22 protein-coding genes and 1 riboswitch are annotated in these 22791 nt (G+C 59.5%); of the genes, 8 read left to right on the forward strand and 14 right to left on the reverse strand.

What is annotated here, in order from left to right; all coding sequences use genetic code 11:
* Window positions 1–134 precede the first annotated feature (134 nt).
* The 3 genes from DQG18_RS10690 to DQG18_RS10700 are packed head-to-tail and all read right to left on the reverse strand — an operon-like array spanning window position 135 to window position 2343.
* Complete coding sequence (locus DQG18_RS10690; RefSeq protein WP_245958440.1) at window positions 135–1115, reverse strand: CobW family GTP-binding protein; 981 nt, start codon at window positions 1113–1115, stop codon at window positions 135–137.
* Window position 1116: 1 nt separating this feature from the next.
* Window positions 1117–1584: a RidA family protein gene (locus DQG18_RS10695; RefSeq protein ID WP_116654264.1), complete on the reverse strand. Its 468-nt coding sequence runs from the start codon at window positions 1582–1584 to the stop codon at window positions 1117–1119.
* A gap of 9 nt (window positions 1585–1593) precedes the next feature.
* Complete coding sequence (locus DQG18_RS10700) at window positions 1594–2343, reverse strand: GntR family transcriptional regulator (RefSeq protein WP_116654265.1); 750 nt, start codon at window positions 2341–2343, stop codon at window positions 1594–1596.
* Window positions 2344–2518: 175 nt separating this feature from the next.
* On the opposite strand from DQG18_RS10700, the gene DQG18_RS10705 reads away from it, so the two are divergent.
* Window positions 2519–3865 carry a cytosine deaminase gene (locus DQG18_RS10705; protein WP_116654266.1) on the forward strand — a complete coding sequence of 449 codons (1347 nt, stop codon included), beginning with the start codon at window positions 2519–2521 and terminating at the stop codon, window positions 3863–3865.
* Between the two features lie 262 nt (window positions 3866–4127).
* On the opposite strand, the gene DQG18_RS10710 is transcribed toward DQG18_RS10705, so the two are convergent.
* From DQG18_RS10710 to DQG18_RS10755, 10 genes are all read right to left on the reverse strand, one after another.
* Complete coding sequence (locus DQG18_RS10710; RefSeq protein WP_116654267.1) at window positions 4128–5120, reverse strand: isochorismatase family protein; 993 nt, start codon at window positions 5118–5120, stop codon at window positions 4128–4130.
* Entirely contained in the window at window positions 5117–5317 is a 201-nt protein-coding gene (locus tag DQG18_RS10715; RefSeq protein WP_116654268.1) for a 2-hydroxymuconate tautomerase, read from the reverse strand. The genes DQG18_RS10710 and DQG18_RS10715 overlap by 4 nt, the downstream gene beginning before the upstream one ends.
* Window position 5318: 1 nt before the next feature.
* Entirely contained in the window at window positions 5319–6008 is a 690-nt protein-coding gene (locus DQG18_RS10720; protein ID WP_157970105.1) for a resolvase, read from the reverse strand.
* Window positions 6005–7351 carry a dihydroorotase gene (locus tag DQG18_RS10725; RefSeq protein WP_116654270.1) on the reverse strand — a complete coding sequence of 449 codons (1347 nt, stop codon included), beginning with the start codon at window positions 7349–7351 and terminating at the stop codon, window positions 6005–6007. The genes DQG18_RS10720 and DQG18_RS10725 overlap by 4 nt, the downstream gene beginning before the upstream one ends.
* A complete protein-coding gene (locus DQG18_RS10730; RefSeq protein WP_116654271.1) occupies window positions 7348–8238 on the reverse strand; it encodes a dipicolinate synthase subunit DpsA in 891 nt (296 codons plus the stop codon). The genes DQG18_RS10725 and DQG18_RS10730 overlap by 4 nt, the downstream gene beginning before the upstream one ends.
* Window positions 8235–9323 (reverse strand): NAD/NADP octopine/nopaline dehydrogenase family protein, encoded by a 1089-nt coding sequence (locus tag DQG18_RS10735; RefSeq protein ID WP_116654272.1) that lies wholly within the window; start codon window positions 9321–9323, stop codon window positions 8235–8237. Before DQG18_RS10735 ends, DQG18_RS10730 begins: the two co-directional genes overlap by 4 nt.
* 120 nt (window positions 9324–9443) lie before the next feature.
* On the reverse strand, window positions 9444–10697 hold the full coding sequence (locus DQG18_RS10740; RefSeq protein WP_116654448.1) for a D-amino acid dehydrogenase: 1254 nt from the start codon (window positions 10695–10697) through the stop codon (window positions 9444–9446).
* A gap of 163 nt (window positions 10698–10860) precedes the next feature.
* Window positions 10861–10952, reverse strand: a riboswitch (glycine riboswitch).
* 37 nt (window positions 10953–10989) lie between these two features.
* Window positions 10990–12432 carry an amidohydrolase family protein gene (locus tag DQG18_RS10745; protein WP_245958441.1) on the reverse strand — a complete coding sequence of 481 codons (1443 nt, stop codon included), beginning with the start codon at window positions 12430–12432 and terminating at the stop codon, window positions 10990–10992.
* Window positions 12433–12458: 26 nt separating this feature from the next.
* The gene (locus DQG18_RS10750; RefSeq protein ID WP_116654273.1) at window positions 12459–13631 is read right to left on the reverse strand and encodes a M24 family metallopeptidase; all 1173 of its coding nucleotides are present in this window, start codon (window positions 13629–13631) and stop codon (window positions 12459–12461) included.
* Between the two features lie 19 nt (window positions 13632–13650).
* Window positions 13651–14811, reverse strand: a complete 1161-nt coding sequence (locus DQG18_RS10755) for a mandelate racemase/muconate lactonizing enzyme family protein (RefSeq protein WP_116654274.1) — start codon at window positions 14809–14811, stop codon at window positions 13651–13653.
* A 142-nt stretch (window positions 14812–14953) separates the two neighbouring features.
* On the opposite strand from DQG18_RS10755, the gene DQG18_RS10760 reads away from it, so the two are divergent.
* Window positions 14954–15253 carry a hypothetical protein gene (locus tag DQG18_RS10760; protein ID WP_198669738.1) on the forward strand — a complete coding sequence of 100 codons (300 nt, stop codon included), beginning with the start codon at window positions 14954–14956 and terminating at the stop codon, window positions 15251–15253.
* Window positions 15254–15419: 166 nt separating this feature from the next.
* Here the strand turns inward: DQG18_RS10760 and DQG18_RS10765 are convergent, their stop codons facing one another.
* Window positions 15420–16301 carry a LysR family transcriptional regulator gene (locus DQG18_RS10765; RefSeq protein ID WP_116654275.1) on the reverse strand — a complete coding sequence of 294 codons (882 nt, stop codon included), beginning with the start codon at window positions 16299–16301 and terminating at the stop codon, window positions 15420–15422.
* 126 nt (window positions 16302–16427) lie between these two features.
* On the opposite strand from DQG18_RS10765, the gene DQG18_RS10770 reads away from it, so the two are divergent.
* From DQG18_RS10770 to DQG18_RS10795, 6 genes are all read left to right on the forward strand, one after another.
* On the forward strand, window positions 16428–17975 hold the full coding sequence (locus DQG18_RS10770) for an ABC transporter substrate-binding protein (RefSeq protein ID WP_116654451.1): 1548 nt from the start codon (window positions 16428–16430) through the stop codon (window positions 17973–17975).
* Between the two features lie 25 nt (window positions 17976–18000).
* On the forward strand, window positions 18001–18882 hold the full coding sequence (locus tag DQG18_RS10775; RefSeq protein WP_116654452.1) for a dihydrodipicolinate synthase family protein: 882 nt from the start codon (window positions 18001–18003) through the stop codon (window positions 18880–18882).
* Window positions 18883–18948: 66 nt separating this feature from the next.
* Window positions 18949–19908 carry a nucleoside hydrolase gene (locus DQG18_RS10780; RefSeq protein ID WP_116654276.1) on the forward strand — a complete coding sequence of 320 codons (960 nt, stop codon included), beginning with the start codon at window positions 18949–18951 and terminating at the stop codon, window positions 19906–19908.
* Window positions 19905–20885, forward strand: a complete 981-nt coding sequence (locus DQG18_RS10785; RefSeq protein ID WP_116654277.1) for a nucleoside hydrolase — start codon at window positions 19905–19907, stop codon at window positions 20883–20885. Before DQG18_RS10780 ends, DQG18_RS10785 begins: the two co-directional genes overlap by 4 nt.
* Entirely contained in the window at window positions 20882–21859 is a 978-nt protein-coding gene (locus DQG18_RS10790; RefSeq protein WP_116654278.1) for an ABC transporter permease, read from the forward strand. The genes DQG18_RS10785 and DQG18_RS10790 overlap by 4 nt, the downstream gene beginning before the upstream one ends.
* Window positions 21856–22791, forward strand: a complete 936-nt coding sequence (locus DQG18_RS10795) for an ABC transporter permease (RefSeq protein ID WP_116654279.1) — start codon at window positions 21856–21858, stop codon at window positions 22789–22791. Before DQG18_RS10790 ends, DQG18_RS10795 begins: the two co-directional genes overlap by 4 nt.

The following is a 22791-nucleotide window of genomic DNA, read 5'->3' on the forward strand; positions in this document are numbered from 1 at the left end:
ATGCTGTTCGGCGACGCCAAGAAAGTGACCGAGGCTATCGTCAAGTCGATGCACCACTGAAACATGCGCCATACGCAATCGCAAAAGGGAGCCCCAAGGCTCCCTTTTTTGTTTGGGCCGGCGCTGGATATGTGTCAGGCAAGCACGTGCTTGCGCAATGACGTTTCGATTGCGGCCGCCGTCAGATCGCGGGCGATGAAGACGATTTGGGAGGCACGAACATCCACGGGCCATCGTGGCAGAAACTGCGGCGGATAAACCATGGTCTGCACGGCCTGGAGCACCAGGGGACGATGGTCCCCGCGCACTGCCAGCAAACCCTTCACCCGTAGAATTGATTTACCGCGTGCCGATAGCAGCAATTCGAGCCATGTCACGAACCGGGGCCAATCGACATCATCTTCAATCTGAACCACGAACGAGCCGATGTCGCCGCTGTGGTCGTGATGCAGATGCTCGTCATGCCCATGAGAGACAGGCGCATCGAGCAGCGCGCGTGGCTCGTTGGAGAACCTGAAGGGGTCGTGCGTGGTCTCGGAGTCGATCAGTACTGCCTGGGCGTTGATCGTCCTGATCTGCTGCTCCAACATGGTGACCAGGTCGGGCGGCACGAGGTCGGTCTTGGAGATGACGACGGTATCGGCCAGGCCCAATTGGTGCTCTGCTTCCGGGAAGCGCGTGATGTTTTCTGCCCCATTGATCGCATCGATCACTGTCAGCACGGGCCCGGCTTCAAAGATCGTGTTTAGGCGCCGGTCGGTCATGACCAATGTCAGTACCGGGCCCGGATCGGCCAGTCCGCTGGTTTCGATGACCACCCGGTTAAAGGCCGGCGCATCGGCATGATGGCGCAGGTGATAAAGTTCGAGCAGGGTCGAGGCAAGATCGTCCCCCGCGCTGCAGCAAAGGCACCCGGAATCGAGCAGCACCACATCCTCGCTGACTTCGCGCGCGATTAGATGATCGAGCCCCACCTCGCCGAACTCGTTGATTAGAACTGCGGTGTCGGCGAATTCGGGCCGCGCCAGAAACTTCGCGAGCAGCGTAGTTTTGCCGCTGCCCAGAAAGCCCGTGAGAACGTAGACCGGTATTGGGGCGTCCGGGCCGTCAGTCACGTCACGCAATCTCGAAGATCGCGTCGACCTCGACGGGGACATTGCGCGGAAGCGAATAAACGCCGACGGCGGCCCGGGCATGGCGGCCCGCATCGCCGAACACCTCGACCATCAGGTCCGAGGCGCCATTGAGGACCTTGGGATGATCGGTGAATTCGGGCACGGCGTTGATGAATCCGCCGAGCCGGACGACATTGACCACGCGGTCCAGGTCGCCGCCCACCGCGTCGCGCAGATGGGCGAGGATGTTGATGGCGCAGATTCGCGCGGCATCCTGGCCCTCTTCGATCGAATAATCCGCACCTAGCTTGCCGGTATAGACATCCTTGCCGTCACGCGCGGGCACCTGGCCCGATACATAAAGGCTCGTACCGAGCACCCGGGTAGGGACATAATTGGCGAGTGGGGCGGATGTGGCCGGCAAGGTAATGCCAAGGTCCGCAAGCCGGCTTTCGATCTTTCCTGTCATAAGGATCTCCTAAAAGTCGCCGAACAGATCGGAACGTGCGGCGAACGGCAGATCGGCCATCCCGTTTTCGCCCAGAACGGTGAGCAGCGCGCGTTTGGTGGTGCGGATGTCGTGGACGATGCCGCGTTTGACCGCTGCGTGTTCCCCCTTTTTCAGTGCATCGAGGATCGCCCCATGATCGGCAGCATTCCACGGCATGGAGGGAACCAGCAGCGACATGTACATGGTTGGGCCGAACTGAAGCCAAAGTGCTTCGATCAGAGGCAGAATGACGTCCGATCCGCAGCCGCGATACAGTGTGAAGTGGAATTCCTGGTTGAACGAGAGGCAGCCAGAGATGTCGCGCTTTTCGATAGCCACCAAGAGCTTTGTATTGATCGCCGTTAGTTCCTCGATCAGTGCTGGCGTCGCCTTTCGCGCCGCCATTTCCGCGGCCATGCCTTCGAGGACTTCGCGGACCGAAAACAGGTCCTCAAGCTTGTCGGGGCCGAGCCTTGGGGGCGCAACCGAACCGTTGGCTGTTTCCTCGAGCGCACCGGCAGCGATCAGGCGGCTCAACACCTCGCGCACGGGCATGGGGCTAGTGCCCAACCCGGCAGCAAGCTTGCGCAGGCTCAAGACTTGACCGGGAAGGAATGCGCCGACCATCAACCCCCTGCGCATACGCGACAGCACGTGTTCGTGAACCTGCCTGCGCTCGCCCTTTTTCTGGGGGGGCTGGTCGAGGTCAGGTGTCGAAATGGCCTTGGCGTTCTGCATCCGCAATGTCCCGTTTCGTTCAGGAGAGAAAGAGGCGTTTAACCTTGACTTGCGCCGATTTGTGATCTCAGTATGTGATCATAAAAAGCCGGCAGCGACAAGTCCTTTGTCGCAGCTTTGCAGCCCTCCGTTTGGCTGGCGAGTATATACCAAGTTGTCACAGGGCAAAGGCGCTATGATTTCGACTGAAAAGCCCAGCGGTACCAGTTTGCCATTTCCCGTCTCCAATGCCGGCCTAAACCGTCAACTCGCCGGTCTGGCGCCTGAGGGTAATGTCGTTTTGGCAAATGCAACGCTGGTAATCGAGGGCCGGCTGTCGCCGGGCGATATCGGCATTTCGGGCGGAAAGTTCGCCTTCATTGGATCTGCGCCAGAAACCCCGATTGATTGGCCACGGATCGACCTTGCCGATCGTCTATGTTTGCCAGGCTTTGTCGATCCACACACCCATCTCGACAAAGGTCACCTAATCGGGCGGGCCGGTGCTGGCGATGGCACGCTGGAAACTGCCATCGACCTGGTCTCAAAAGACCGCGTGGACAATTGGTCGCGTGAAGACGTCAGCACGCGTATGGCCTTCGGTCTGGCCTGCGCCCATCACTATGGCACGGCTGCGCTGCGGACCCATATCGATTCACAGCCCGATCAGTTCGAGATATCTTGGGACGTTTTCGAGCACCTGCGCGATCACTGGCGTGACAGGCTCGCACTGCACGGCTCCAGCCTGTTCTCGATTGTCTTTGCGCGTGATGCCGCGTTCATCGATATGGTCGCCCGGCGAGTGGCGCGGGCAGGGGGATCGTTGGGCGCAGTGACCTTTCCGCTGCCTGATCTTGACGCACTGCTCGATACGATGTTTCGGGCTGCGGACCGTTATGGCCTGTCGCTCGATTTCCATGCCGATGAAACCAGCGATGCGGCCTCTGATACATTGTCTCGGATCGCAGCTGCCTGTCTTCGTCACGGCATGAAAGGCAAAGTCGTGGCCGGCCATTGCTGTTCGCTGGCATTGCAGGATGCGCTCGAACGCGACCGGACGCTCGAATTGGTTGCAGAGGCCGGGATCGGGTTGATCTGCCTGCCTGCGTGCAATCTGTATTTGCAGGATCGGCGGTTCGACGGCACAACCCCGCGCTGGAGGGGCGTCACCGCATTCAAGGAGGCCAGAGCGCGCGGTATCGATGTGGCGCTCGGTTCGGACAATATCCGTGATCCATTCCACCCCTTCGGCGATCTCGATATGCTCGAAACGTTGGGACTGGGCGTTCGAGCGCTCCATCTGGACAGCCCGGTTAGCGCTTGGGTCGACGCTGTCACCGTGAAACCGGCGTCTATGCTGGGGATCGATGCGGGCAAGATCGCTGTCGGCCAGCGGGCAGATTTCACGATCTTTGAAGGGCGCGATTTTACCGAAGTGCTTGCCCGACGCGAGCCCGATCGGATTGTCATGCGTGATGGGCGAGCCATAAACGCGGCATTGCCTTCCTATCGAGAACTCGACGGCCCATTCGAGCACAGATGAAAGCGGCCCGAGACGCGCCCCGGCCGTATGGTCATATCTGGATCGTTTCAGGTTCTGACGGAATCGTCGAGACTCCCCTGATTGCGGCGGGTCCGGTCTGGACCCCGGGAATGAATCCCGGGGGCGACAGGCGGGCATGGGGCAGATATCGGCCATAGCCACCAATGTCGTTCCGGGACTCGTTCTCGGAAACTAGCGCGATCTTTCAAAACGCGCCGCTCTGTGCCGGTTCGATCAAGACCTGAAACGCTCTAGGCAGGTATCAGTCCGCGGTTGCTCCGACTTGGTAGAGTTCCACCTTCGTGCCGTCAGGGTCCGCGATGTAGATCGTCAATCCATATGGACCGTTGTGCAGCTCGTTAAAGAATTTCACACCGGCAGATTTGAGTTTGGCCGACATGGCGCGCACGTCATTGACCTCGAAGGCGATATGATCGAGTTGCCGATGACCACCTTCGCGCCCTTGTGTTAGGGCAATGCCCTGATGAAATGCTGTAAACGCCCGGCCGTCCGCCAGAGGCTTGGCCGGACGGATCGTGAAGCCGAGCTGTTCAGTATAAAATTTCACAGATGTGTCGATGTTATCGACCAAAATGAGCTGGTGGCCATATTCAAGCACGCGCGGCTCGGTCTGGCTGTCGATCCACTCGATCATGGCGCTTGAATCGGACATCTCACAAAGATACTGCGCCCAGACCTTCTTGGCGGTTTCTTCCCATTCGCCATTTACACCCGATATGCAGTCGTCGACGGCAATAACGTCATAATCGCGCAGATAGGCTTCGCGGATCGATGTCTCAACACACGCATTTGTTGTAGCCCCGGTGACGAAAAGGTGCTGGACGCCCAACATCTTCAGCATCATCTCCAGCCGAGTCTCATAGAACGCGCCGAAGCGGTGCTTGCGAATGACGAATTCGGGATTGACCTCCGAGAGGGGCTTGAGTTCATCTACGAACTCTTCGTCCCATGACCCTGCCAGTGCGGAAACCTGCTTGCGTTTGGAGGTGTGACCGGCAAGTTTCTTGCGCGCCCGATTGTGATCGGTGGCAAAATGCTCCTGTTTGGTCCAAATAACCGGCACTCCGGCATTCTGGCAGCGCGTAATCAGCTTGTGGAGCGGTGAGACAATGGTCGACAGACGTTTGGTATCGATCCCGGATACGCCGAGCGTGCCTTCTTCATGGATGAATGCGTTCTGTAGATCGATCACGAGCAGCGCCGACTTCCGAACGTCGAGTTGGTCCAGGCTCATTTCTTGTTTTCCTCCATATCGATCCCCAGTACACCTGCGCGGCCCCAACTGTCCTTGGGCGTATCGTGGATGACCACGTGCAGGTGCTCGGGTTTGCAGGCAGCCTCTTCGACCATGGCCTTGGTTATGGCTTTGACGAGGTTGCGCTTCTGATCAACAGTGCGCCCCTCCCAGAATTCGACAATCACGAATGGCATCTCAGTTCTCCTCTTTTTGGGCTTGGCTGCTGGCATTTCTTGCCCAGGTGGGGACAGGCGGAGCGAATCCGGTGACCAGATCGCTGTCGCCCCGGTTTTCGCCGGAGATCAGCCAGAGTGGGCGGTTGGTGTAATTGATGAGAACCTGTTCCTGCATGCAGATACGATTTGCCGGGAAGGCAGGGTCTCGGATGAAGTGGCATCTTGCCGACATGAGTCGGACGACGAGTATCGGGGTGCGGTCAAGCGTGAGCGTTTCCAGGGCAGACACGATTTCGGCATGGTCTACGCAGGCCAGTATCTCGATGGTCTCGGATATGGCGAGAACCACTATCGCTCCCTGCAGTTGGACCGCTGGCCAGTAGCGGCCCTCGGCATCGCGTGGAGAGACTGAAATATAGTCGGCTCCACGCAGATAGAGTTCGCTATCCCACAAGATGATGTCGTTGCCGAGGATGCTGCGGGCGCGTTCGATCAACTCCGATGATTCGCAAGCTTCCAGGAAGCGCCACGGATCGGTAAAGTTGGCCGCAGATCCCCAGGGGTTGTGGATGCCCGAAAGCTGCTCCTGCATTAGGTCTGGACGCGATTGCAGTGAACGCACAAGCGTGGACAGCGGCGGGCGCTCACCCAGAATAGGCGTTCGTCCGGCTAGCGGCAGATCAGTGCTGTCCGCTTGCCTGATCATCATGCGGGTACCGTCACACAACGGCCGCGACCATAATGCTCATCGGACACTTGGCCATTCTCGTAGACCACGTCGCCGCGCGCCACAGTGAGCACCGGCCAGCCTTTGAGTTTCCAGCCTTCATAGATGCAGGTGCCTTTGCCCGTGTGCACGACCTCACGCTCTTCGTCGAGATCGACAAGCACCAGATCGGCGTCGAAGCCGACCTCGATGTCGCCCTTGCGCGGCCAGAGGCCGAAGCGGCGCGCAGGATTGTACGAATTGACCTCGACCAGTCTTGAAAGCGGCAGGCCGCGCTGATGAACGCCGAAATGCAGCATGAGTGAAAGTTCCCAGGGGAAGCTGACCACGCCGGGAAATTCTGTCCACAGATCCTCACCCTTTTTGGGCAGGAACGGAACGTGATCGGTTCCCAGCGAATAGACCGAGCCGTTGAGCATGCCGTCCCAAAGCCCCTCGAGTTCCGTGCGGTCGCGCAGGGGCGGGGATATCTTGGCCTTCATGTCGAGATCTTCGTCGTAGCACGTGCGGGTCAGATAGTGCGGACAGGTCTCGACCGTCACTTGAACGCCGCGTGCCCGCGCCTCTGCGGCGAGAATGGGGCCCATTCCCACCGAGGTATGGACAAGATGGAGCGAACATCCGGTCTTTTCCGCCAGAAAAATCATTCGGCGAATGGTCTCCACCTCGCAAAAGGCAGGTCGGGACTCGGTGTAGGCACCCAGATCCTGGCGGCCCGTTGCCGCAATTTCCTTCTTGATCCAGGATGCGATCTGGGTGTTTTCGCAGTGAACATTGATCACGCCGCCCGGCACTTGAGCGAGAATTCGCATTGCCGCATAGACCCACCCGTCGGTCGCCGGCACGATGCCGATCGGATTGTCGGGCTCGTATCCGAAATAGCATTTGAAGGATTTTACCCCTGTATGCTCGATGATTTTGGGGATTTCAGCGATGTGCTCTTCGCGCTGAATGCCGAAATGAAACCCAAAATCGATGACCGAGTTTGCTTCGCCAATGGCTTTTCGTTCATCGTAAAAGGGCAGGTAGGATTCCTTGAGATTGCGGATATAGAGCAGGGCGGTGGTCACGCCTCCGGACGCTGCGGCAGCCGTTTCGGTGCGCATGTCTTCATCGAAGGGAAATTTCACGCCCAGATGGCAATGTGGATCGATCAGCCCCGGCATCAACACGCGCCCCGCCGCATCGATCGTCCGTGCCGCCTCGGGCAGGACGTCGTTGGCGCCGGTGGCGATGACCTTCTGGTCCTTTATGGCAACTCCGCCAAAGAACTCTCCATCATGGCGTATGACCCGGGCATTCTTGATAACGAGATCGGCCTTCATTTCTGTTTCTCCATGATGTCCTTGATGCGCCGTTCGATGCCGGTCCACTGGCTTTTCCCGACGGTGATCGGCGCGCGCGCACCCATGCCGCGCGCCCAAACAGCCTTGATCCCCATTTCGCCGGCCTTGTCGCGGTCGATCGTGCCCGGAGGGGCCGCGACGTCGACGAGAAGGACGTCGGACCTCATGGTCTTGAGCAGGTCTTCGCCAATGAGTTGACGGGGTACGCTTCCGATCACGATGTCCATTCGCGGCAAGATCTCGGGCAGTTCTTCGAGCGTGTAGGCCTCTGCGCCGGCGGCATAGGCGGCGGCGCGCTGCACCGGATTGCGGGCAGCCACACTCACGCGGGCGCCAAGGCCGACAAGCGTATGGGTCAGGAGAGAGCCTATAGTGCCCTGGCCGACAAGACAGACGTTTGCCCTGTGAACGGTGATCTGGGTGTTCTCGATCAGGACCTTGAGGACACCTTCTACAATCGCCGGGCCACGAAGGAGCATTAGGTCGACGTCCCACTCATATTCATGGAGCGAAATGCCGAGGGCGTCGCAGTGGGACTTGAGGTTGTCGTCAGCCCAGCCCAGAATGATATTTGCGCCCTTGTTCATACCCGCCAGCATTTCATGCGAGGGAATGATCCGGTCCGGATTGGACGGCGCGAACAATCCGCCGTCCGGCGCGATACCGGGAATGGGAAACAGCGCGATATCGGCACCTTTGAGTGCATCAGCGGCGTCGGATGCATGATAAACGCCTTCGATACCCTTTTCCGGCCACGGAAAGCCGAAAGCACGGACCCTGGCTCCGGCGCGAACGGCGCAGCGGGCAATTTCCTGTTCGCGGGCATCCCCTGCCACGACTGCGATAGTAAGATCGTTCCAGCTCATCGTGCGCTCACTTTTCTTATCAGTGCGTCTTTTGACAGGCCGGCAATGCCCATCGCATCGGCGGTGCGTCCGCCGGTGTGGTAGTCGATGCCGACGGCGGCCTCTGCTAGCGCGTAGAGCGCGTCTGCCACCGGCACAGCCACTCCAGCGATTTGCGCGAGTTCGCGGAAGGGCAGAAGGCCATGCCCGAAATCTTCGCGATAATAGCGATGCTGGAGTGAATCGGGTGCCTTGATCTTGGCGTTTGCGACACCGCCCGCTATTGCGCTGCGATAGTCGGAAGTGTCGGCGACATCGGCTTCCACAGTTCCGATCAGCTTCATTTCTTCAATCAGATTAGGCAGTTTATGACCGAAAGCCGCCGCAACGTTCAGTCTCTCGTGATCGAGCCGCTCCATGACGCGCGCGACACCATCGGTCATCGCGTCCACATAGAATGTGAAGTCGCCCGCGGTCGCCTCTACCCAGGCCACGCCGAGGACAGCGCCGGGCGTGTGGAGGACCATGTTAACATTACAAAGATCGGATGCCAGAACGTCGCTAACCGGGCTGGCGCCGGGAAAGAGCAGGGTTGCGGTTGTAAGATGACTGTCATCGCCCCCCAGGACTGCAGCGCGAACCTGGCCGGCACGACCGGTCACCGTCACTTCATCGGGTTTCAGCTTGCGGGCAACGTAGGTGAGTGTTGAGAATTCGACGACCGGTGGCGCGGTGCGGCCTGCTGTCTCGAATGCGTGGGCAAATTCCAGCGCCCCGCCGGTGTGCCCAGGATTGAGAACAACCAGCCTGTCCGACGGCCAGCCTGCTTCGGCGAGCGCTTTCGCCATAGACGCGTGCGAAAACGTGGGAAGAGTTACGAGCGCCACCTCGCAGTCCTTTACCACGGCGCCGAGATCGGAGGATATCGTTTGTGGGCGAGCGACACCCGAACCCAGCACGCCATTATATGCGATGCCGCCCAACTCCAGGAAAGGCGCCAGCGTCGATTCCGATCTGGCCCAGTACGAGACAGCGTGTCCGGCCTGTGTCAGTTCGGCAACCGCTGCGGCGCCTCCCGCGCCTCCTCCCAGCACTGCTACCTTCATTGCTTCCTCCTCAAGACCCTGTAGGTACGACGTCAATTCGCGGCGAACCATACGAAGCGTCAAAATGTGAGATCACACCTTATGATCACAATTTATATTGTCAAGCAGCGCTGACCTCGATTACCCGGCAAGCTTCAGGCTGCCGACACCGTCACTGTCCACGCATTCAGCGATCATATCAGCGGTTGCGGCCGACAACGTCCAGCCAAGATGGCCGTGACCGGTATTGTAATAAATGCCCGGTAGACGGCCTTTGCCTACACGCGGCAGCATGGATGGCATCATGGGGCGAAGGCCGGCCCAAGGGACCACGCGGCGCGTACTGGTTCCCGGAAACAGCGTGCGGGTCCAGGCTACAAGTGGTTCGATCCGTTCGCTGCGGATATCGCGGTTGACGCCGTTGAACTCGGCCGTTCCCGCCACGCGAAACCGGTCCTTGCCCAGACGCGAGGTGACGATTTTGGCCTTATCGTCAAGAAGGCTCACCCAGGGCGCTGCGTTCTGGCTTTGCTCGTCATCGAGATGAACCGTGATCGAATACCCCTTTACCGGATAGACGTTCACCCGGTCTCCCACCATGGCTGCGAGGGCGCGACTGCCGCAGCCGGCACAAATGATAATGCCGTCGAACCCTTCCTTTCGTACTGATGGTGCGTGATCTTCCGATCCCTGCCACTCAATTATATGGCGCCCGTTTTCCGTGCGAAGTCGCGTTACCTGGGCGTCGAATGCAAACCGCACACCCTTTTTTTCGCAGGCATTTGCAAGCCCGGAGGTGAACTTGTGGATATCGCCGGTGGAATCTGAAGGGGTAAAGAAGCCGGCATAGATGTCGCCACGAACCGTGGGTTCGATTGTCCGAACGTCCTCAGGCGAAATCGCACGCCTGTCCAGTCCCCCCTGGGCGAGCAGCGCGTTCACTTTCTTGGCGTGGTCAAAGCTCGGCTTGTCCCAATAGAGGTGAAGTATGCCGCGGCGTTCGAGATCGAATGCGATGTTCTCGTTTTCGGCAATTTCAAAAAGGTGGCTGCGCGCGGCAATGGCAAGCCGGGTGGTCTCGACGGTATTTTCTCGGTAGCGGCCGATATTGCTCATGAACTCGGCCAGCCATGAGTATTTATGCCACGATGGCGAAGGGTTGAGCAGAAGGGGCGCGTCGCGCTGCAGCATCCATTTCATGCCCTTGAGGAGCGTGGACCAATGGTTCCAGACTTCGGCATTGCTGGCCGAGAGCTGGCCGCCATTTGCGAAAGAGGTTTCCATGGCCGCGTAGCGGTTTCGGTCGAAAACCGTGACGGAATGGCCGCGCTCCATGAGCGCATAAGCGGTCGTGATGCCGGTGATGCCGGCGCCGATAACAGCGAGTTGGGGCATGGTGGTTCCCATAATTGGATCTTTGATAGCGCCACGATTTTCGCCGCGCCGATGGTCCCCAATCTGTCGCTGTTACCTGAGAGCTTTCCGTGGGCCATGACCACGGTTTCCCCTTCGGTGGGCAGGCGGATAGCAACGATCCACTCTGCCTCTCTCCAGATGTTTTCGCTGCCTGGTCAGCTTTGCCTGAGAGATTCCTGGGGGGTTGCTCCGTCGGCGCCGACATTGTTGGCCGGTCTCTCCCCGGCAGCGGAATGTGTCGCCGGGCCATCGCGCTGACCCGGCGGCGGTTTCAATTTCCTTCGTCGTAAAGCGTTGTGGTTGTATCAACGTCGTCTTTGTGCAGGCCGGCGCGGATCACCGCCTCTGCCGCCAGTTCACGAGCCTTGCTGCGGATTTTTTTCTCGTCCACGCCATAGACTTGGCCGTCACCGTACACCTTGCGGCCATTGACCCATGTCTGACACACCGATGCGGTAGAGGCGGAATAAACAAGCGCCTGCAGCGGATCGTGGAACGGTGTCCATTCGACGTGGTCGAGGTCGAACAGGATGAAGTCGGCCTTCTTGCCGATCTCAAGCGAGCCGATTTCATCGTCCCACATGAGGGCCCTGGCGCCCTCGATCGTTGCGGCACGCAGTGCCTGTCGGGCGGTGAAGATGTCGGGTTGAACCCGGGCGTCCTTGAACATCCCCGCAACCAGAAGCATCTGGCGCATTAGGTTCATGTTGCCGGCCGCCGAGACGCCATCGGTTCCGAGGCCGACCTTGACCCCCGCTGCGACCATTTCGGGATACTTTCCGATGGCGGTCGCCCCCTTGCCCAATTTGAAAGAAGAGCAGGGACAAAATGCCACCGCTGCTCCACGTTCGGCGAGAAGTTTGACCTCTTCATCGGTGACGGCAGCACCGTGCGCGATCACGAGGTTCTTGCGAATGCCGCCCGCATTGTCGATGCGGGTGATAGGCCACACGCCGTACTTGCCTTCACACACTTTGGCTTCTTCGATCGAGGTCGCCAGGTGGTAGGTGGTGCCGACGCCCAGACGCTCGGCCAACTCGACCGCGCCCACGTGAAGCTCCAGCGAGCACGGTTCCTTACCTTCGATGTTAACCCAGCAGCGCGCCCGCCCGTCGAGGGCGCCGTTATATTTGACGACGCACTTCTCGAGTTCTTCAAGCGCCGTCTGCGCGTCGGGAAAGAAATGGTGGTCGGCCATTTCCTCGGTCCAGCCCTTTGGCAATTCGGCAGGGCGATTGTCGGCCGCGTGGCGCCCCGTAATGCCCCGGATGCCGGTGGGTTCCATGGCCTTTATGACGATGCCGGGATCATACTGCGAGCCCATGTCGAGAAAGCATGTGGTGCCACAGCGCAGCATTTCGGTGATCCCGAGAAGGGCACCCCAATACTCGTCCTCATCGGTCACATGCGCGTAGAACGGCTTGGCCCAGTGAAACACCCATGCGCGGGTGTTTAGATTGTCGGGGAACACGGCGCGCGACAGCGTTTCGGACAGGTGGACGTGGCTGTCGATAAAGCCCGGGCACATGCCCATCATCGCGCCGTCGATCACCTCATCGAATGACTCCCGGACGTGGCGCCCGGCGATCTCATCTGCCCCACCGATGTCGGCGATCCGATCATTGTCCAAGACAACGCTAGCTTTGCGTAAAACAGTATCGTCGGCATCGACGGTGAAAATGAAGTTCAGATTTTCGATTAGGGTTCGCAACATTTCCTCCCCGGAGCGTGTCGAATATATCAGGCGATCGAGCGGGTCTGGGCCTTATGGATGCCCTGACCGCAAACGATCAGATTGTCTGTATCTGAGTAGTCGGAAAGCAGTTCGGACCCGCTTGCCGTCACTAACAACATATCCTTGTTTTGCATGCCGAACCCGTGGCCGGTGTCATAGCAAAGCGGTTCAAAGCCCAGCACCATGTTTTCCTCGATCGGCGCATCCGAACCCGGTTTGCCCAGAACCGGTGTCAGGCCCAAATAAGGATCTTCGTGCAGGTGCAATCCGATGCCATGGCCGACAAAGGATATGGGCGGCAAGTTCATTTGCGAAAGCTTGGCGATAAAGCTGTCATATATGGCGCGGCAGCTTGCGCCGGGCCGGACCTTGTCCATGATTTCGTATTTGCAGTCGACGAGATGGGACCAGATATCTTCGGCATGGTCGGGCGCCTCGCCGACCACGGCCGTACGGCATACACCGGCCTGATAGCCGTCGATAACGGAAAAAATTTCGACGCGGCATACATCGCCCCTCTTGAGCACGCGGTCCGACGGGCCGACATTGGGCAGAACGCTGCGCTCTCCGGTGGCGACGATCAGCAGTTTGAAGTGTTCGGCACCCAGTGCATAAACATTGCGGGTCAGATGCCCGGCAATGTCCATTTCCGAATCTCCCTCATCGACCGAGGCAAGCGCGTCGTAGATGGCCTGATCAGCGATGCGCGAGAGCTTGCGTAGCAAGGCGATCTCGCCGGGCGTCTTGATCTGGCGCAGCCGCGCCAGAACCCGTTCGGCGGGAACGAAAGTCGCGGCGGGCAGGGCTGCCTGCAAGCGCATCAGATCACCGGCAGGCAAGTAGTCCATCTCGATGGCGATTCTTGCGGATGAAAGGTCGAGTTCCGATAATTGGTCGGCCAGGACCACCATCGGGTCATCGGAAAACTCCGCCCAAATGCAGGTTGGCACATCCGGCTGTCTGCGCTTGATAGTGCTTGCTTCCATATCGACGCCGAACAGCGCCTTGGTGCCGTCGGCGGTCACGATGGCCGCGGCGTGGCGGTGGCGTATCAGGGGTTGGCTGGGAACCACAAAGCCAGTCACATATGCAAAATTTTCCGGTGAACACGAGACGATGGCATCAAAGCCGTTCTCGCGCATCGCCCGCGTCTGTTTCTCGATGATTTCCGCGCGCATTGATGAAACTCCCCTTCACTCAGATCGCGATTTGATATTTTTCGATTTTCTTGATGTCGACTTCGATGCCCATTCCGGGCCCATCGGGAACGACGATCGCACCGTTCTCAAATTGCATTGGTGCGACAAGAAGATCGTCTTTGTAGTACAGGCCTCCGATCTGACCGTGCTGTGCTTCTGCGGGCACAGAAACGGGAATGACGCAGGACAGCGTTACTGCCGGCGAAGCGGCGGCGAGCTGAACGTTTGCCAGATTGCCTACCCCGGTTTCGATCGAACCGTTGACGTTGCAGAGAATGCCTGCGGCGCGGCACACTGCGCCCACTTCCATGGCCTTGTAGAGGCCGCCTGCTTTGGTCGTATAGATCGAGATGATCTGGACCTGACCCTGATTGATGATTTGAATCGCGTCATGGGCGTTCCATGCGGATTCGTCGGCCATGACCGGAGCGTCGATCCGCCTTGCGACCTCGGAAATCCGCTCGATCCCCATGACGGGTTGTTCGACATATTTGATGCGGCAGCCTTCGAAGCGACGAATGATCTGGACTGCCTCGCCGGGAGATTTGTAGCCCTCGTTCGCGTCCACGCACAGCTCCATGGCATCGCCTGCGGCTTCGCGGACAGCATGAACCATGGCAACGTCACGTTCAGGGTCGACCCCGATCTTGATCTTTATCGTCTTGATGCCCTCGGCTGCGAGTTGAGCCGCTTCGGATCGCGCTTCATCGATGGAAATCAGGCCGATCGAATGGGTGACGGGTATGCGGTCACGCGACTTTCCGCCCAAAAGGACGTGAACAGGAACGTCGAGCCACCGGCCGGTGACGTCGTACGCGGCGAATTCGACCGCTGCTTTCGCATAAGGATATCCACGAATGATTGCGTCCATTCGGGCATGGAGCTCTGCGATGTTTCCCAGTTCGATGCCGGCAACTGCCGGAGCGAGGTAAGTGTCGATAACCGCCTTCACGGTGATAGCGGATTCGCCGAAATAGCGTCCGAACTCTCCACCCCAATCCTTGAGTGCGGGGGCCTCGCCCCACCCGACACGCCCGTCGCTGTCCGTGATTTTGACCAGCACGTAGCGTCCGATCACTTCGGTTAATCCCGCCCATTTGTGTTCACGCCGGGTGGGAAGCTGCACAACGAGGGTTTCGACTGTCTTGATCGTGGGCACGGAGTTTCCTTTTGACGCTAGGCACGTTATAGCTTGATGAGATCACCAATTGTGATCACACACTACTGGTGGCATTGTGCTTCGTCAAGCATGGAAGTTTCGGCTATGGGCAAAGGCAGTCTGATGGCCCTGAAAGGAAGAAATGATGATAATTGAGACGACGAACTATTACGCCAAGCCCGGGAGGGAAGAAGAAGTCCTTCTTCAGCGCAGGCGAGCGACGGCTATCCGCAAGAGATTGGGCTTGCCGGAAGGCCGCACATTTGCACGGCTGGAAGCAGAAGGTCCGAACGTGCAGTGGCGCTGCGAGTTCTCATCGGAAAGTGCTTACCGCGAAGACATGGCGGCAAGGAAAGAATCGGCCGAATTTTCCGCAGCGCGGGCGCAGATGCATACCCTGATCGAGCGTTTTGAACGACATCTGCACGAGGAAGTCGATTGACAACAAAAGAGCAGGTCGAACGGCGCTCAAACGTCTTGTTTCCATGAAGCAGGAACTTGCCACCGCCTGTTGCGACAATCTGCGCCAGCCATGCTGCAGATCCGTCCTTGCTCGAACGCTTTATGTCCATGCCGATACGACATTTGTTGTAGTTGGCGGATGTGTTTCACCCCGAAAGCAGATTCTGCATCCGGGCGACGATTTCATCGAGCACGTGGATAGTGCGGCCTCCCGCTGGACGCACTGCATAATAGGAAACGTCGATTTGCGGCAGAAAGGGTTTTGCGCATAGCGAGACACCAGCCGCTCGCATCGTGATATGGTCGACGATGCCGACCCCCATTCCCGCCGCCGCGAAATGGCAGCAGTTGAGCATTGATGTTTCCATCATGTTGAGCGGCGCGGTCTCGGCCGCCGCAAAGGCGAGATCGAGCCCGCGTCTGAGCGGGGAATTGCGCCCGGCCGTTAGCACGCGATAGTTGGCGAGATCGGACGGCGTGATGATCTCGCACTCGACAAGTGGATGATCCCGCCGCATCACTGCGACCGCTTGTGAGTTGCACAGACGCACCGTTTGCATGTCGCCGGGACGCGGGGGCCCGAATACGAAGCCCAGATCGTAATGGTTATTTTCGACCATGTCCCAGATGTGTCGGCTGTTTTCGACGTCCAGTACCAGCGGCAGATCGTGTTGTTCACCGGTGATATCGATGAGCGCCTGATGCAGAAACGGCCGTACCAGCGAGGAGACGCTCCCGATACGCAGCACGACGTTCTTGTGTTGACGAATATCGTTTGCCGCCCGCGCCACCTGATCGATGCCGATATAGAGACGCTCGACCTCGTGGAAAAGCAGATCCGCTTCCGGTGTTGGCCTGAGCCTTGCACCTTGCCGATTAAAAAGGGTCATCCCGATAGCCATCTCGAGATCCCGGATCAGCCTGCTTACGGCTGGCTGGGTTATGTTCATCGCATCCGCCGCTGCGGTCACGCCGTGCGCAAGCATCACGTGGCGGAAGGCTTCAAGCTGGCGCGGTTTCAGGCGCATGAATGCCTCTCCTTATAATATTTAGGCATGATAGCAGGCTTAAATGCAATTTTTAATCACCTTGCGAAAGATCTATGCAAGCGGATGCGTTTGTTTAAGAACCGTTCGAACGGGGAGGAATTTACCATGAGAATTATCGCAGCGGCCGTGCTTGCCGCATCTGTAGTGTTTTTGCCGCTTACGGCGACGGCACGTGATCTGACGGTTGGCCTGTCTGCCTCTGCTACCTCGATGGACCCGCACTTCTATGTGGTGGGTCCCAATAGTGCGATGGCGCGCAATATCTTCGATGGGCTGGTTAACCAGGATGCGCACCAGCAGATTCAGCCCGCGCTGGCTGAAAGCTGGGAGCGGCTCGACGACATCACCTGGCAGTTCAAGCTGCGGACCGACGTCAAGTTTCACGACGGCAGTGACTTCACGGCTGATGACGTCGTCGCCAGTATCAGTCGCGTGCCGGTCGCGGCCACCAACAGTCCGAGTTCGTTCACGCCCTACGTCCGGGCAATCAGTGAGGTCATCGTAGTCGATCCGCACACCATTCGGATCGTGACCGACGGGCCGACGCCACTGCTTCTCAACAATCTCAGTCGCATCGCCATCATTCCCGCTTCACAGGGCGAGACCTCGACCGAGGAGATGAACAGGGGCAATGGCGTCATCGGCACCGGCCCGTTCAGGTTCGTGTCGTGGACACCAGATGCCGAGATCGTTCTTGAGCGCAACGACACCTATTGGGCTGGTGCGCCGGAATGGGAAAAAGTCACGTTCCGCATCTTCAGTAACAACAGCGCCCGCGTTGCCGCCATCCTGTCGGGCGATGTCGATCTGATCGAGAATATTCCGACGGCCGACACCCGCCGTCTGGAAGACAGCACGTCAATCAACGTCATCAAGGCCACGGGCAACCGCCTGATGTATCTGCACATGGATCAGGATCGGGAAGAGTCGCCATTCGCCAGCGGACCAGGCGGCGAGAACCCGCTGCTGAAGCCGGAAGTGCGGCGCGCGCTGTCTTTGTCGATCAACCGCGAGGCAATCGTCGACCGGGTCATGGATGGCCAGGGCACGCCGTCCGGCCAGGTCGTTCCGGAAGGCTATTTTGGTTACGATGCCGCGCTGACGGTCGATCCCTATGATCCCGACCGCGCCAGGGAAATGCTGGCCCAGGCCGGCTATCCGGACGGTTTCACGCTGACTTTCCATGCCTCGAACGACCGCTATCCCAACGACTCGCGGGTCGCTCAGGCGCTCGGCCAGTTCTTCAGCCGGATCGGGGTGAGGACCTCGGTCGAGACGCTGCCGGGCAGCGTCTATTTCTCGCGCGCCTCGGCGTTGGAATTCAGCTTCATCATGGGCGGCGCTGCGGTGGAAACCGGCGAGCCGTCCGGCGTGCTGGGGCCGCTTCTGGAGACCTACGGCGAGCAGGCAGGGCAGGGCAATCGCGGCCGCTACTCCAGCCCCGAGTTCGACGGCATACTCGGTCAGGCGCGCGCGACGCTGGACGACGATGAGCGCGAAATGCTTCTGAAGAAAGCAACGGAGATTGCCATGGGCGACCTTGGTATCATTCCGTTGTTCTTCCTCGATAACACCTGGGCGGCCAAGGGCGGTCTGACCTATGAGGGTCGTTCGGACGGCTACACGCTGCCCTACTATGTGAGCGCCGAATAGGCGGGGAGCCAGGGAGGTGTCGCCGATGTCGTTCCATGGCGTATTCCCCTATCTGGTGACACCGACGGATGCGGAGGGCGGCGTCAACACCGCCGTCCTCGGCGATCTCGTCGAGCATCTGGTCGGGCAGGGCGTTCATGGCCTCGCGCCGCTGGGCAGCACCGGCGAATTTGCCTATCTGTCGAACGCACAGCGTCTGCAGGTGGTGAAAACGACAGTCGACGCCAATCGCAGGCGGGTGCCGGTGGTGGCGGGTGTCGCCTCGACCACCACGGCCGATGCCGTGGCGCAGACGAGGGCGCTGGTCGAGGCCGGTGTCGACGGCATTCTCGCCATACTGGAAGCCTATTTCCCGGTAGGCGATACCGGCGTCGAAGCCTATTTCAGGGCTGTTGCTGCGGCCGCCGGCGGACGGCCCGTCGTCCTCTACACCAATCCGCAGTTCCAGCGTTCCGATCTCAGCCTGCCGGTAATTGAGCGGCTCAGCCATGTCGGCAATATTGGCTACATCAAGGACGCCTCTACCAATACGGGGCGGCTCCTGTCGATCATCGAGCGCACGCACGGGCGTATGCAGGTATTCTCGGCATCCGCGCATATTCCGGCCTGCGTACTGATGATAGGTGGCGTTGGCTGGATGGCCGGCCCCGCCTGCATCGTCGCCAGGCAAAGCGTTGATCTCTACGAGGCCGCCCGCGCGGGCGACTGGCCCCGCGTCATGGACCTGCAACGCCCGTTGTGGCGCGTGAACGAGATCTTCGCCAAATACTCCATTGCTGCCTGCATTAAGGCGGCGCTGCAGCTACAGGGATTTGCAGTGGGCGATCCCGTCGCGCCGCAGGTGCCGCTGGACGATATCGCGCGCGACGAGATCGCCGGGGTGCTCCGGTCGGTCGGCGCGCTCTAGCTCGATACGGCAAGTATACAACAATACCAGACGCCGGCGGCAGACCGCCGTCGCATAGGCGGATACATGACTGCTACACAAATTATCATCGACTGTGACCCCGGCATCGACGACGCGATTGCGCTGCTTGCGGCTTTCGTGTCGCCAGAGTTCGATATCCTCGCCATCACAGCGGTTTCGGGCAACCAGCCGGTGGAGCAGACGGTGCGTAACGCACTGCAAATATGCGAGTTGGGAGGCCGAGCCGACATTCCCGTCTACACCGGTAGCCATCGTCCTCTCGTGCGCGAGGCGATCCGCGGGCAGTTCCACGGCAATACCGGCCTTGGCAACACATGCCTGCCTGCCCCGATTGCCGAGCCGGAAGAAAACGGCGCGGTCGAATATCTCGTCGACAGGTTGGGCGAGGCTCGACGCACTGGAGAGTTAGTCACCTTGTGCTGCCTTGGGCCGATGACCAACCTCGCCATGGCGCTGTGTATAGACCCGAAGATCGCTGATGGCATCAAACGCATAGTCATGATGGGCGGAGCCTATCGTGAGCCGGGCAATCGTACGATGACGACCGAGTACAACATGCTTACCGATCCACACGCGGCACATGTAGTGTTTTCGAGCGGAATCCCGATCGTGGCATTGCCACTTGACGCAACGCACCAGGTCATTCTCACACCCGATCACGTGAAGAAATTCGAGGCAGCAAGCGGCCGCATCTCAGCTTCGGTGGCGGATCTCATGGCCTTCTGGGATCGTAACCAGGTTGAGCGATACGGTTCACGCGGCGGCCCGCTGCACGATCCGTTGGTGATTGCCTGGCTGCTGGCGCCGCGTCTTTTCAAGACGAAGCGCGCGCGTATCTTCATTGAACACGAAAGTGAATTGTGCATGGGGCAAACCGTGGCCGACTGGTACGGTAGCAGCGGCCTCGCGCCCAACGCCGAGATCGTGACTCAGGTGGACGCTGCGGGCGTGATCGACCTGTTTCTTGACCGCTTCTCCCGCTACAACCCGGATATTGCCGCATGAGCCGCCACCAGGTCATCATCGACACCGACCCCGGCGTCGACGACGCAGCGGCGATCCTGCTAGCGATGGCGTCGCCGGAGATAGACCTTTTGGGTATTTCGGTCGTTGCCGGTAATGTCGGGCTGGAGGCGAGCCTGGTGAACGCCTGCAAGCTGGCAGCACTTGCCGGATATTGCAACCTGCCAGTGCTGGCGGGCGCCTCGCGGCCTCTGATACGTGAGCCGGTGCTGGGTAAATACGCGCATGTCGGCCGCTTCGCCGACGATCTGGTTCCTCCGACCGACCTCGTCCCGCAACCTGACTCGGCCATCCGCTTCATCGCCGAACGGGCGCGTGAAGCGGCGCGGCGGGGCGGCGGCATAACGCTGTGCGCCATCGGACCGCTGACCAACATCGCGCTTGCGTTGCGGCTTCATCCAGAGGTGGCGCCCGGCATCAGGCAGATCGTCATGATGGGTGGCGCGTTCGCAGCACTTGGTCACCGCACGCCGTGGTCGGAATACAATATCCACGCCGATCCGCACGCAGCCGATGTCGTCTGGCGGTCTGGCGTCCCGCTCACGTTGCTGCCGCTCGACGTCACGTTTCAGGCGCTGTTCACGGAAGCCGATTTCAGCGCGTTTGAAGCGCGTGACGGTGTGTGCGGTAGGGCAATGGCCGAACTGCTGCGCGCTTATGACCGCAGCGATGAAAAGCGCTTCGGCCGCCCCGGCGGTCCGGTTCACGATGCGATGGCCGTCGCATGGCTGCTACGACCGGAGCTTTTCCACGGTCGCGAGGCAGCAGTCGGCGTGACGACCTGCGGCCCAACTGCCGGGCATAGCTGGGCGGATTTCCACGGCGTGACCGGACAAAGCCCCAATGCACACGTAATCGACGCGGTCGACGAGGCCGGCTATCGCCGGCTGGTCACGGAGCGCATCGCGGGATTGGGCGCGACACGAGAGGCGCCCGAAGGAAGGGAGATCGTCGCATGAGCAGTTACCTTCTAAGTCGTCTGTTCCAGACAGTCGTGACGCTGTTCGTCATGAGCGTTCTGGTGTTTGTCGGCCTCTACATGGTGGGCAACCCGGTCGATGTGCTCTTGAGTCCCATGGCCACCCCGGCCGAAAGGCTGGAGATCATCCGGGCGTTCGGTCTCGACCGCCCCGTATGGGAGCAATACCTCGTATTCGTTTCCAACGCGCTGCAAGGTGATCTCGGCAATTCCTTCATCTTCAATCAGCCTGCGCGCCACCTCATCCTCCAACGCTTGCCGGCAACGCTGGAACTCGCCTTCACCGCGTTGGCAATGGGGCTGGTGCTGGGGATTCCGCTCGGCATCTGGGCCGGGCTAAAGCCGGACAGCTTCGCCTCGAAGTCTGTGATGGCCTTCTCAATCCTCGGCTTTAGCCTGCCGACCTTCTGGATCGGCCTTGTCATGATTATGGTGTTCAGCGTCCAGCTTGGCTGGCTGCCAGCATCGGGGCGCGGCGATACCGTCGATCTCTTCGGCGTGCCCGTCAGTTTTCTCTCACTGGACGGATGGTCGCATCTGCTCTTGCCCGCCTTTAACCTCGCGCTGTTCAAGATTTCGCTGATTATTCGCCTGACCCGCGCCGGTGTAATGGAGGTGATGCAACTCGATTTCGTGCGCTTCGCGCGTGCCAAGGGCATCTCCGAAAAGCGTATCCTGCGCGTTCATGTCCTCAAGAATACGTTGATCCCGCTCATCACGGTTATCGGACTCGAACTTGGCTCACTCATCGCCTTCGCTGTGGTGACCGAGACGATCTTCGCATGGCCAGGTATGGGCAAGCTCATTATCGACGCCATCAGCGTGCTCGATCGGCCTGTGATCCTGGCCTACCTGATGATCACCGTCGTCATGTTCAGCGTCATCAATCTGCTGGTCGACATCTTGTATTCGATCGTCGATCCCCGCGTTCGTTTCGAGGGAGGTTCAAGATGAGTCAGCCAATCGAAAAGGCCGCTTCGGTACATGCCGGAATGGAGGCCGCCGCCAGTCCTGCATCATCGCCGCTGAGGCGAGTAGTGGTGTCGCTTCTGGGTGACCGGCTTGCACTGATTGGCACCATCGTTGTCGGCATTCTGGTCGTTGTGGCGGTGCTGGCGCCCGTTCTCGCACCGCAAAATCCCTACGATCTCGCCCAACTTGACATCATGGACGGGCGTCTGGCGCCAGGTGAGCAGGGCATATCAGGCATGACCTACCTGCTCGGCACAGACGATCAGGGCCGTGACCTTTTCAGCGCGATCCTTTATGGCCTGCGCACCTCGATCCTTGTCGGCCTTGCCAGCGCAGCCATAGCACTCGCAATCGGCACCAGCATCGGTCTGCTCAGCGCCTATGCCGGCGGCCGTGCCGACGCCGTACTGATGCGCATCGTCGATATCCAGCTCAGCTTCCCGGCCATCCTGATCGCTCTGATCTTCCTCGCAATTCTTGGGCAGGGTGTCGACAAGATCATCATTGCGCTGGTTGTCACCCAATGGGCCTACTATGCACGCACGGTACGTGGCTCGGCTTTGGTCGAAAGTAAGCGGGCCTACACCGATGCTGCACGTTCGTTGGCACTCTCCGATCGGCGGATCATCTTCCGCCACATCCTGCCCAATTGCGTGCCGCCTCTGATCGTCGTTGCCACGATGCGCGTCGCCTACGCGATCATGCTGGAAGCGACTTTATCCTTCCTGGGCATTGGTTTGCCGGTAACCGAGCCGTCGCTCGGTCTGCTGATTTCCAACGGCTTTGAATATCTGCTGTCAGGCGATTACTGGATCAGCTTTTTCCCAGGTATCACGCTGCTTTTGCTCATCGTCGGCATCAACCTCATCGGCGATGCTTTGCGCGATATTCTTAATCCGCGTCGGGAGGGCTGA

The organism is Pelagibacterium sediminicola (assembly GCF_003390885.1).
In the GTDB taxonomy this organism is placed as follows: Bacteria; Pseudomonadota; Alphaproteobacteria; order Rhizobiales; family Devosiaceae; genus Pelagibacterium; species Pelagibacterium sediminicola.

Bases quoted from the DNA above. Each gene is read 5' to 3' on its own strand.
- DQG18_RS10695 (WP_116654264.1), bottom strand. From the start codon at position 1,584: ATGACAGGAAAGATCGAAAGCCGGCTTGCGGACCTTGGCATTACCTTG.
- DQG18_RS10700 (WP_116654265.1), bottom strand. From the start codon at position 2,343: ATGCAGAACGCCAAGGCCATTTCGACACCTGACCTCGACCAGCCCCCC.
- DQG18_RS10705 (WP_116654266.1), top strand. From the start codon at position 2,519: ATGATTTCGACTGAAAAGCCCAGCGGTACCAGTTTGCCATTTCCCGTC.
- DQG18_RS10710 (WP_116654267.1), bottom strand. From the start codon at position 5,120: ATGAGCCTGGACCAACTCGACGTTCGGAAGTCGGCGCTGCTCGTGATC.
- DQG18_RS10715 (WP_116654268.1), bottom strand. From the start codon at position 5,317: ATGCCATTCGTGATTGTCGAATTCTGGGAGGGGCGCACTGTTGATCAG.
- DQG18_RS10720 (WP_157970105.1), bottom strand. From the start codon at position 6,008: ATGATGATCAGGCAAGCGGACAGCACTGATCTGCCGCTAGCCGGACGA.
- DQG18_RS10725 (WP_116654270.1), bottom strand. From the start codon at position 7,351: ATGAAGGCCGATCTCGTTATCAAGAATGCCCGGGTCATACGCCATGAT.
- DQG18_RS10730 (WP_116654271.1), bottom strand. From the start codon at position 8,238: ATGAGCTGGAACGATCTTACTATCGCAGTCGTGGCAGGGGATGCCCGC.
- DQG18_RS10735 (WP_116654272.1), bottom strand. From the start codon at position 9,323: ATGAAGGTAGCAGTGCTGGGAGGAGGCGCGGGAGGCGCCGCAGCGGTT.
- DQG18_RS10740 (WP_116654448.1), bottom strand. From the start codon at position 10,697: ATGCCCCAACTCGCTGTTATCGGCGCCGGCATCACCGGCATCACGACC.
- DQG18_RS10745 (WP_245958441.1), bottom strand. From the start codon at position 12,432: ATGTTGCGAACCCTAATCGAAAATCTGAACTTCATTTTCACCGTCGAT.
- DQG18_RS10750 (WP_116654273.1), bottom strand. From the start codon at position 13,631: ATGCGCGCGGAAATCATCGAGAAACAGACGCGGGCGATGCGCGAGAAC.
- DQG18_RS10760 (WP_198669738.1), top strand. From the start codon at position 14,954: ATGATGATAATTGAGACGACGAACTATTACGCCAAGCCCGGGAGGGAA.
- DQG18_RS10765 (WP_116654275.1), bottom strand. From the start codon at position 16,301: ATGCGCCTGAAACCGCGCCAGCTTGAAGCCTTCCGCCACGTGATGCTT.
- DQG18_RS10770 (WP_116654451.1), top strand. From the start codon at position 16,428: ATGAGAATTATCGCAGCGGCCGTGCTTGCCGCATCTGTAGTGTTTTTG.
- DQG18_RS10775 (WP_116654452.1), top strand. From the start codon at position 18,001: ATGTCGTTCCATGGCGTATTCCCCTATCTGGTGACACCGACGGATGCG.
- DQG18_RS10780 (WP_116654276.1), top strand. From the start codon at position 18,949: ATGACTGCTACACAAATTATCATCGACTGTGACCCCGGCATCGACGAC.
- DQG18_RS10785 (WP_116654277.1), top strand. From the start codon at position 19,905: ATGAGCCGCCACCAGGTCATCATCGACACCGACCCCGGCGTCGACGAC.
- DQG18_RS10790 (WP_116654278.1), top strand. From the start codon at position 20,882: ATGAGCAGTTACCTTCTAAGTCGTCTGTTCCAGACAGTCGTGACGCTG.
- DQG18_RS10795 (WP_116654279.1), top strand. From the start codon at position 21,856: ATGAGTCAGCCAATCGAAAAGGCCGCTTCGGTACATGCCGGAATGGAG.